Origin of the sequence: Halorubrum sp. Ea1 (genome assembly GCF_002252965.1) — an archaeon.
Classification (GTDB): domain Archaea; phylum Halobacteriota; class Halobacteria; order Halobacteriales; family Haloferacaceae; genus Halorubrum.
Genome location: NZ_NHPG01000130.1, coordinates 54,011 through 64,074, shown reverse-complemented (window position 1 = coordinate 64,074; position 10,064 = coordinate 54,011). Strand labels below are relative to the sequence as shown.

Sequence of the window (10,064 nt, the reverse complement as noted above, 5' to 3'; positions counted from 1 at the left end):
GAGCAGCGTGACGTACGTCGTCATCACGATGATGGCCACCTGCATCCGGGTCCGGGAGATCCGTTCGCGCTCGATGTCGTCCTGGTTCTCCGAGGCCTGCGCCGCCGTCGTCAGCACGTCCGTGATCTGCGAGGAGGCCTCCTGCGCCTCCGAGATGAGCTTCACCGTCCGGGCGAGCCGCGGGACCGCGTACGTGTTGTTGAACTCGACCATGGCGTCCCGGAGGCTCATCCCGTAGTTCACCTTCGCGTGAATCACTTCGAACTCCTCGGCGAGCTGGCCGGTCGACGTCTCCGAGACCGTCTGGACCGACTCCAGCAGGGTCTGTCCGGTGTCGTTCGCCGAGGAGAGCTTCCGGAGGCTCTCCGAGAGCTTGCCCGTGATCGCCCGCTTCGAGCGCTGGCTCCACTCGTGGAACAATGCGAGCGGGCCCAGCACGAGGTACGCCGGGACGTAGACCCAGACGAACGCCGACCAGACGGGGCGGGCGACCCACCCGTCGAAAGTCGTCGGCGCGTTGCCCGTGAGCGCCGCGATGGCGACGATGGCGACCGCGNNGTCGCGGATCCGGTCGAAGACGCCGAATCGACCGACGAACCCTTCGATGAGTCCGAAGTGGAGCAGCCCTTCCTGGCTCGTCTGTCGGAGCCGCTCGCTGCCGCCGTCGGGGCGGAGGTAGCCGTCGCCGGGCTCGTCCTGCTTGACGGTCGAGACGAGCACGAGGAAGCCGATCCCGGTCAGCGGGATCAGGACGTACACCGTCGCGTACAGCAGCCGGTCGTCCGCTTCCCCCATCATCCCCATGATGACGAGGATGATGATGAGAAGGAGCGGGAAAAGCGAGAGCGTCATGTACATCTCGCCGAACAGCTCCAGCGTCTCCAGGGTCATCTCGCGCTCCTGTTTCGACGTGCGGAGGTGTTTCTCCTTTTTATCTTTCAGGAAGCTCTCCATGTCGCCGCCGGAGTTGACGATCGAGAGCATGTCGGCGAGGAACTGCGAGAGCTCGTCGGAGGGGGTCTCCATCGACTGCTGGCGGATCGCGTTCCGGTAGTCGGTGCCGAAGTACTCCGTCTCGTTGACGATGCTCTGGAACTCGCGGGAGACCTCGCCGTAGGTGTCCTCCGCCGTCGCCATCGCGCGCAGGATCTCGAGCTGATTGAGCCCGCCGACGGAGAGCGCGTACATGAACGAGACGGAGTCAGCGAGCAGGAGGTTGATCTCGCGCTTCCGCGACGACGCGCGCGAGTAGGGGACCGCGACGAGGGCGCCGAACCCGAGCGCGAAGCCGATCGACCCGAAGACGAGCCCGCTTATCAGCACCGCGGTCGGCACGACCAGCGACCGCAACAGCTCCTGGATCGCCGGCGTGGGCGCGGGCATCCCGAGCGAAAGCGTGTTCGGGTCGATCAGCCCGAGCGAGAACACGCCGTACCCGATCAGCGTGCCGAGCGCCCAGAGCAGCCCACCGGCGAGCAGCCCGGCGCCGAGCGCTCGGGAGACGTACATCTCGACCTGGTCCGGCATCCGCGCCTCCGCGAGCTTGCGCTCGACGTCGCCGACGAAGTCGCCGTCGGGGTCGAACAGCAGCTCGAAGACGGGGTAGAACAGCTCCGCGAGGACGTCGGCGTCGGCGGAGCCGTCGCCGACCCCCGCGTCGAGGCTCACGCGAGCCACCTCGTCGGGGTCACGGCGCTACCGCTCCTCCGGGGACTCGACCGTGCCGAACCCCCAGTCGTCGATGTCGTCAGCGCTCTCCTCGCCGTCGCTCTCCGTCTCTTCCGATTCGCCGTCGCTCCCCGCCTCTCCCGCCTCGCCGTCGCTCTCCGCGTCGTCATCGGGCCCTGCCTCGCCGTCTTCCGCGGCCGGGTCCAACACGTCGATCCCCTCCTCGAACGGCTCGTCGAAGTCGATAGCGCCGCTTCCACCGCCCGAATCGGCGCCATTCGAGTCACGGACCCCGGTGCCCGACCCCGATCCATCCGCCGCCTCCGTCCCGTTCGCCGGTTCCTCCGACGACGGGGACCGATCGCTCGACTCGACGCCGGCACCGCCGTCGGCCGTCACCGCCTCCGGCGGCGTTCCGTCGATCGGTGCGCTCTCGGCTTCCGCGGCGATCTGGGGGAGTTCGGGGCCGGCCGCTTCCGGGTGGAGCGCCGCCGCCTCGCGGGCCGCCTCCGCGAGCGTCCCGTGGTCGTCGTCGGGCGTCGCCTCGACGTCGGCGGCGGGCGCGATGTCGAGCAGCGCGTCGGCGACGGAGTCGGGCATCCGTCCCCGGTACTCGGCGAACAGGTCCCCGGCGTCGGCGAGGATCCGCTCTACCTCCGCGCGGCCCGCCTCGTCCGGCTCGGGGCGGGGGATCATCTCCTCCTTGTCGCGGTCGACGTTGATGAGCACGGACTCCATCTCCCGGAGGTCCTCCAGCGAGCGCTCCAGCCCCTCGTTCGCCATCAGCGCGAGCACCGTCTCGGGGTCGTTGATGAACGCCTGGAACGTCGCCGCCACCTGCGCGTAGCTGTTGAGCCCGCGGTCGATGAGGTACGCTAACACGACCCGGCGTTTCCGGAGCTCCTCGTTCAGCGTCTCGCGGCTCCACCCGCGGTCGAACATGATGTCTTCGAGGGTGTTCGAGTCGCCCATCTGGAGGAACTCGTCCGTCTCCGCCTGCCACTGGAACACGTCCTGAACGTTGATCTCGTCGTTCTCGGCGTCGTAGTGGTTGATCTCGGTCAGCGACTTGTTTCGGCGCACCTTCTTTCCCTGCACCCGGGTCGACGTCTGAACGGAGACCAGGTCGAGGGCGGTGAACATCGTCTTCGAGACGTTGATCGGCTCCGTGGTGAACCGCTTGAGCACCTCGCCGACCGTGTCGGCGTGGAAGGTGGTGTACGTGGTGTGGCCGGTCGACATCACCTGGAAGGCGGTCCGGCCCTCCTCACCGCGGATCTCGCCCATCACGATGTAGTCGGGGCGCTGCCGGAGCGCGGCCTCCAGTAAGTCGAACTCGTCGATGTCGCCCTTGTCGTCGTCGGAGAAGGAGGGGCGGGTGACCGAGGCGATCCAGTTGCGCTGCGGCAGTTCGACCTCGCGGGTGTCCTCGATGGAGACGATCTTCGCGTTCGAGGGGATGAACAGCGAGACCGCGTTCAGGCTCGTCGTCTTCCCCGAGGCGGTGCCGCCCGCGAAGATCAGGCTCTTGTGGTTCTCGATCGAGAGCCAGAGGAAAGCCATCTCGTCGAGCGAGAACGTCTTCCAGTTGATCAGGTCGATCGGGGTGAAGGGGACCTCGTTGAACTGTCGGATGGTGTAGTTGGTCCCGTGGTCCGACACCTCCCGGCCGAGCGTGAGCTGGGCGCGGGAGCCGTCGGGGAGGGTGGCGTCCACCTGCGGGCGCCGCTTCGAGATCCCCTTCCCGGAGCGCTGCGCGAGCTTCACGACGAAGTCGTCGAGCTCGTCGGTCTCGTGGTAGACGTTGGTGATGATCTGCTCGTAGTCGGAGTGGTAGACGAAGACCGGGGAGTTGTACCCGTCACAGGAGATGTCCTCCACGTTGATGTCGTACTTGATCGGGTCGATCCGCTCGTAGCCGATGAAGTCCCGCTTGAGGTAGTACAGCAGCTTCTCGACCTGGTGCTCCGACAGCGTCTCCGGGTCCTCGGCCAACACCGCGGGCTCGGGCCGGGCGAGGATCGTCGCCGGCGCCGACTCCGCCTCCGATTCCGATTTCGTCGGGGGCACGTAGCCGAGCGACTCCGTGATCCGAGCGGCGATCCCTTCGGTGACGTCGAAGCCGAACCGGTCGACCACGTCGTCGACGAGGTCGTCGATCACCCCGCGGTCGTCGTCCTCGCGCTCGTAGAGGTCGTACCGGTCGAGCAGGGTGAGCGTCTCGTCGACGATAACGTCCTTTCGGAACGCCTCGTCCCCGCCCGCGATCGCCTCGTCGGCGTACTTGATCGAGGTGCGGAGCTTCCCCGTCAGGAACTCGACGAGGTCGGCCTCGATGTCGGTCCGGTACGGCTGGACCGCGTAGTACTTCACCTCGTTCTCCTTCGTCGAGCGGAACACGATGACGAACGCGTACGGCTTGTTCACCCAGTACCGCTCGATCTCTCGGAAGTGGACCTTCTTCGGCATCGGGACCGCCTTCTCGAGGTCGTACCGGTTCGCGAGGGTGGTGTCGCCGTCCGCCGTCGAGAAGAACTCGTCCTCGTCGACGTCGGGGTTCACGTTCACCGTGCGCTCGTCGACCAGGTCGGCGAGCTCGGCGGCGGCGCTCCCGCCGGCGCCGAGGAGCTCCGCCGTCCGGTCGGGGTCGAACCCGAGCGCTTCGGTCTTGTCCTCGTGGGTGAACGCCAGCGGCTCGTCGTCCTCGCCGGTCGGCGGGGTCCCGTCCTCGTCGAGGAAGAACTCGTCGCGGTAGTCGTCCCACGTGTAGTACCCCTTTAAGACCGGCACCGAATAGAGGTCGTACCGCGCCGAGCACAGGTCCCAGAGGACGTCGCCGACGGCCGCGGCCGCCCGGACTCGGTACGCCGTCTCCGACGGGTCGAAGCCGAGGAACTCGCCCGGGTCCACGCCGACGCGAGCCCACTCCTCAGCGGTCGGGGCGCGCCGAGGGACCGATTCCACGTCGTCGCCAGCGGCGACCACGACCCCGGGGACGCCCGCGCCGTCGACCGCGATTCCGGGGCGTTCGTCCGGTTCGGTCGGTCCCTCTCGCTCGTCCGGTCCTTCCGGTCCGTCCGCCCCGACGGGGCCGCTTTCGGTCGGAACGTCGGCCTCCCCTGCGTCGGCGTCGGCCTCCTCGTCGTCGCCCTCGCTGTCGGCATCACCTTCGCTGTCGGCATCGCCCTCGCCGTCGCCCGCCTCGCCGTCTCCGTCGCCCGCCTCGTCGTCGTCTTCCTCGCCGTCTCCGTCGCCCGCCTCGCTGTCCTCCGTCGTCTCGACCGACTCCGCTCTCAGGTCGGGAGCGTTCGCCGCGGTCGAGGTCCCGGCGGGGACGACGGCCGCGCCGCTGAGGACGACTCGGTCGGGGCCGATCACGAGGGCGCCCGCCTCGGGGGTTCCGTGTCCCGGGACGGCGGTGTCGCCGTCGGTCGTGTACGGCTCGTCGACGCCGGCGGCGCGGATGACTCGGTCGACGCCGTCCTCGAAGTGGGCGTCGACGGCGGTCGACGGGACGACCGGCCCCTCGCCGATGTCGGCGTACAGCTCGTCCGCGGCGTCGTCACGGCCGCGGTCGCGGAGGAACGAGCGCCACGAGTACCGTCCCACCGCGACCGGGGGATCGGACGCCGTGGAGTCCGCCGTCTCGTCGGGCGAGAGGGGCGAACGCTCGGCGTCCTCGGTTGCCATGCGTACGGGAACGCCGCAACCGTTGAAAAAGGTGTCTCGCAAAAACCCGCGACTGATAATCCCCGGAGGGGGTGACCGGAGCGGCGGACGAGCCGATCGACTGACGGCGATGGCGCGCGGCCGACCCTCCCTCCGACGGCGCCGCCGGTCACTTCCGACGGCGCGGGCTCGACCCGCGGCGGGAGCGACCCCTCAGGGCCAGAGCCCGCGCGCCTCGTGCGCCTCGGCGATCCGCGACAGGGCGACGATGTAGGCGGCGTCGCGCCACGTCACGTCCCGCGCTTCGAACTCCTCCCGGACGTCTCCCCAGGCGCCGAGCATCTCGGTCTCCAGCTCGTCGTTGACGCGGTCGAGCGACCACGCGCGGCGGTTGATGTCCTGAAGCCACTCGAAGTAGCTCACCGTCACCCCGCCGGCGTTGGCCAGAATGTCCGGGATCACCGGCACGTCGCGCTCGGCGAAGACCTCGCTCGCCGCGCTCGTCGTCGGACCGTTGGCCCCCTCGATAACGATGTCCGCGGCGACGTCGTCGGCGTTGTCGGCCGTCAGCACGTTCCCGATCGCCGCCGGGATCACCACGTCGACGTCGAGCTCCAGCAGGGCGTCGTTCGTCACCGTCCCCGGCGCCTCGTGGGTCATCACCGCTTCCGGCTCCTCGCGGTGGGAGGGGATCGCGCGCGTGTCGAGGCCGTCCGGGTCGTAGACGCCGCCGGTGACGTCGCTCACGGCGACGACGTTCGCCCCCCAGTCGTCGAGCAGCGTGGCGGCGTTCGCCCCGACGCTTCCGAACCCCTGCACCGCGACCGACGTCTCACCGATCGCCTTCCCGTAGTAATCGACGGCCTCGCGGGCGACGATAGCGACGCTCCGGCCCGGCGCTTCGTCGCGGCCCTCGCTCCCGCCGACGACGGGCGGCTTCCCCGTCACCACGCCGGGGATCGTTTCGCCCTCCTGCATGGAGTAGGCGTCCATCAGCCACGCCATCGTCTGCGGGTCCGTCCCCATGTCGGGCGCGGGGATGTCCGTCGTGGGACCGATGACGGCCCGGATCTCGTCCGTGAACCGGCGCGTCAGCCGTTCCGTCTCCTCGTCGGTCAGGTCCTTCGGATTCACCGCGATACCGCCTTTCGCACCGCCGAACGGGATGTCCATCACGGCGCACTTCCACGTCATCCACATCCCGAGGCCGACGCACTCCTCGCGCGTCACGTCGGGGTGATACCGGAGCCCGCCCTTATACGGGCCGCGGACGCTGTCGTGTTGCGCGCGGTACCCGGTGTACACCGCCACGTCCCCGTCCTCGCGTTCGATCGGGACGGTGACCTCGTGGACCCGCTTAGGGTGTTTGAGCCGTTCGACCACGTTCGGATCGATATCCAGGTGATCGGCGGCGTGCTGAAGCTGTCGGCGCGCCGTCTTCAGCGCCGATTCCGGCCCGTTCGGTTCAGGGTCGTTCGGTTCAGGGTCGTTCGGTTCCGATCGGGTCTCCGCTCGCGGCCCGTCGCCGGCCGTCGTCGATGTCGGACCCATCGTCACTCGAGCGGGGTGTGTCGGTTCCGTATCTCGCCCCCGCAGTCGGGACACTGACCGGGATTGTTCTCGGCGAGCACGACGTGTCCGCAGTCGAAACACTCGTAGGGCGATTCCTCGGCCGATTTCTGGTCGACGTCCCTCATTGGTGGTCGTGAGTTCCGGCGCGTCTGCGCGGGACTCTACAAGGGCATATTGGGGATATAAGGATATATTCAGTAGTTGCTCATCCAACCACGCCTCGAACGGAGTAGTTTATAATTAAACCTTACCGTGGCAGAGCAGGGGACCGGGATCAGCGGTCGACGTGGCCGGCGGCCACCGGCGCGTGGTCGTCGATCAGCGCCGCGAACAGCTTCCGCTGGGCCGTTCTGATGTGCTGGTAGAACGCCTGCGGAGAGATGTCGAGCGAGTCCGCGACGACCTCGCCGGTCGCCTTCCGCGGCGACTCGAAGAACCCGCTGTAGTACGCGGTCTCTAAGACCTCGAGCTGTCTGTCGGTCAGCCTGTCGAGCACCGACGCGTAGAACCCGTGTTCGGACGCCTGTTCGCGCGACTGCTTCGACGAGAGGTCGACGTCGGCGAACCGGTCGCGGACGAGCCGCGTGACGTGTCTGTGTTCGCCCCCGCCGGGAACGTCGATGACCAACTCCGCCCCTTCGGCCGTCGCCGTCGCGCTCCGGAGGACGGCGCCGTGTTCCGCCAGATCCGCGGCGAGGAAGGGCTCGGCCAGTCGGAGTCGCACCACCCCTCCGGCGTCGCCGCCCCGGATCCGCCGAACGGCCTCGACGGCCACGAGCTCCTCGGTCGCGTCGACGACCGCGTCGAGCGGCGCGTCCTCGACGGTGAGGAACACGTCGTTGCCGCTCACGGTCTGTCGAACGCCGCCCTCGTAAGAGACCGTGCAGCCGGCGGTCTCGGCCAGTTGCGAGAGCACGAACGACGGGTCGCGGACCGCGTACTCGACGCGGGTCATCGAGGTCGTGAGCAGCGCGCGCTTGCGCTCGCCGGCGCTGATCGCGGCGGCGATCGTCTCTCCGAGCTCCGCGAGCACGGCCTGTACGGTCTCGTCGAACGCGTCCGGCGCCTCCGCGTACACGGTCAACACGCCGTACGAGAGGTCGTTGTACACCAGCGGGACGCTCAACACCGAGAGCAGATCGCGGGAGATCGCGTCCGAACGCCACGGCGCCGCGCGGATGTCGGCCGCGACGTTCGAGACGTGGGTCACCTCCCCGGTCGCCGCCGTCCGGCCCGCCGGTTCGACGCTCTCGGGAGCGACGGGGAACGTCCGCGCGTCGAGGTAGCCCCGATCGGTCCCCGCCCACGCCCGCGGCGTCACCGCGTCGCCGGCGTCGTCGCGGGCGCCGATCCACGCGAGCCGGAAGCGCCCGTCCGCGGTGAGCCGTTCGCAGACGGTGTGGTCGATCTCCTCGCGGGTCTCGGCCTGCACGATCCCGTGGTCGATCTCGCGGATCGTCTCGTTGATCCGGTCGAGCGCCGAGAGCCGGTCGTTTCGGCGCTGGAGCTCGCGGTCCTGCTCGCGGAGCTGGGACTCCCGGTCGACCCGGTCGAGCGCCGCCTCGGCGGTCGCCGCGAGGAGGTCGGCCAGCTCCCGCCTGACGTCGTCGAAGGCGCCGACGTCGGTCGAGCCGGCGACGAACACGCCGTGGTTCCCGAGGGGGATGTACGCCGCGCTCCGGAGGCCCGTGGCGCGGTCCGTGAGGCGGTCCGAGTCGTGCACGTCGTCGAAGAACAGCGCCTCGTTCTCGACGAAGCTGTGACTCGTGAGGTCGCGACCGTCCGCGTGCACGGCCGGCAGCGGGCCGTGGACGTTCCGCATCGCCTGCGAGCGGGCGGCTGGCCGGAGTCGGGTGTCGTCGGCGTCGAAGAGGTAGACGGCGCCGGCGTCGAGACCGAGCACGTCCGGGGTGTCGTCGACGACGTGACGGGCGATCTCGCGGTGGGTCTCGGCGTAGAGGAAGTCCCGAGCGGTCTCTTGGAGGGTGGCGAGCGCCCGCTCGCGCTGCTTGCGCTTCGTGACGTCCCGGCAGCTGTACAGCAGCGTACCGTCCTCGATGGACGCCTCGCGGACGTTCACCAACAGCGTGTGCTCGTGGCCGGCCTTGTCCGTGGCCGTGGTCTCGATGTTCTTCAGGACGCCCTCCTCGGCGAGCGCCTCTCGGTCGAAGAGGTCCTTCCCGAGCAGGTCCTCGATGGTTCCCAGCTCGCGGATCTCCTCGGCGGTGTACCCGAAGATGAAGTGAACGTTCGGGCAGACGTAGGTGTACTCCCCGTCCTCGTCGGTTATCAGGACGGTGTCGGTCATGTTGTTGAGCGTGACGCGGTGGAGCTTCTCCGACCGCCGGAGCTCCCGCTCGAGGGCGACCCGGTCGGTGATGTCCGCGCTGTCCACGACGATCGAAGAGAGGTCCCCGCGCTCGTCGGTGACCGGCCGGACGGAGAGCTCCAGCACCCGGTCGTCGGTCGCGTCCCGGACGACGACGGCGTGGGCGAACTCCCCGCCCCGCGCGGCGTCGACGAGCCGGCGGATGTCCTCGCGCGGACGGTCGCCCTCGGACCACCACGGGAGGGTCCAGAACGGGTCGCCGACGACGGCGTCGGCGTCGGCGTCGATCATATCCAGGGCGGCCTGGTTGACGCGCGTGAGCCGCCCGTCCGGGTCGAGCACCCACGTCGCCGACCTGGCGTCTCGGAAGGAGGCGTCGAACTGCCGCGCGCGCTCGCGTCGCGTCACCGACCGGCGGGCCTCCCGGACGGCCCGCTCCGTCCGCCGAATCGCGTCGTCGACCGCGTCCGGCAGCGGGTCGTCGATCGCGAGGTAGTCGGTCACGCCGGCGCCGATCGCCTCGCTGGCGATCGCCTCGCTCCCCGCGGTCGTTCCCAGGACGACCGGCAGCGAGGCCGTCCGGTCGCGTATCCGGCGAGCGAGTTCGACGCCCGTGGTCCCCGGGAGCTCGTAGTCGGTCACCACGCAGTCGACCGCCGACGCTCCGAGGGCGTCCAGCGCCGCCGCCGCCGTCGGGACGACCCGGACGCTCGCGTCGGACCGATCTCGGAGGGCGTCGACGTAGGCGTTCGACCACGCCGTCTCGCCGACCACGACGATATCGGCGGCGTCGAGAACGCCGCGGGATGTGGAACTCATGTGAAAC

5 protein-coding genes are annotated in these 10,064 nt (G+C 69.3%); all 5 read right to left on the bottom strand.

Annotation, left to right across the window (positions count from 1 at the left end; translation table 11 throughout):
- On the bottom strand, positions 1 to 1,668 hold a 1,668-nt coding region (locus DJ73_RS16290; RefSeq protein WP_094558489.1), incomplete at its 3' end, for a type II secretion system F family protein.
- Between the two features lie 27 nt (positions 1,669 to 1,695).
- Positions 1,696 to 5,358, bottom strand: a complete 3,663-nt coding sequence (locus DJ73_RS16285) for an ATPase, T2SS/T4P/T4SS family (RefSeq protein WP_094558488.1) — start codon at positions 5,356 to 5,358, stop codon at positions 1,696 to 1,698.
- A 192-nt stretch (positions 5,359 to 5,550) separates the two neighbouring features.
- Positions 5,551 to 6,894 carry a glutamate dehydrogenase GdhB gene (gdhB, locus tag DJ73_RS16280; protein WP_394338327.1) on the bottom strand — a complete coding sequence of 448 codons (1,344 nt, stop codon included), beginning with the start codon at positions 6,892 to 6,894 and terminating at the stop codon, positions 5,551 to 5,553.
- Positions 6,891 to 7,034, bottom strand: coding sequence for a rubrerythrin-like domain-containing protein (locus DJ73_RS19935; protein WP_141212022.1), 144 nt, complete (start codon positions 7,032 to 7,034; stop codon positions 6,891 to 6,893). Before DJ73_RS19935 ends, gdhB begins: the two co-directional genes overlap by 4 nt.
- A 149-nt stretch (positions 7,035 to 7,183) precedes the next feature.
- Positions 7,184 to 10,057, bottom strand: a complete 2,874-nt coding sequence (locus tag DJ73_RS16275) for a bacterio-opsin activator domain-containing protein (protein ID WP_094558486.1) — start codon at positions 10,055 to 10,057, stop codon at positions 7,184 to 7,186.
- Positions 10,058 to 10,064 lie beyond the last annotated feature (7 nt).

Coding starts and splice junctions, on each gene's coding strand:
- DJ73_RS16275 (WP_094558486.1), bottom strand. CDS start 10,057: ATGAGTTCCACATCCCGCGGCGTTCTCGACGCCGCCGATATCGTCGTG.
- DJ73_RS16285 (WP_094558488.1), bottom strand. CDS start 5,358: ATGGCAACCGAGGACGCCGAGCGTTCGCCCCTCTCGCCCGACGAGACG.
- DJ73_RS19935 (WP_141212022.1), bottom strand. CDS start 7,034: ATGAGGGACGTCGACCAGAAATCGGCCGAGGAATCGCCCTACGAGTGT.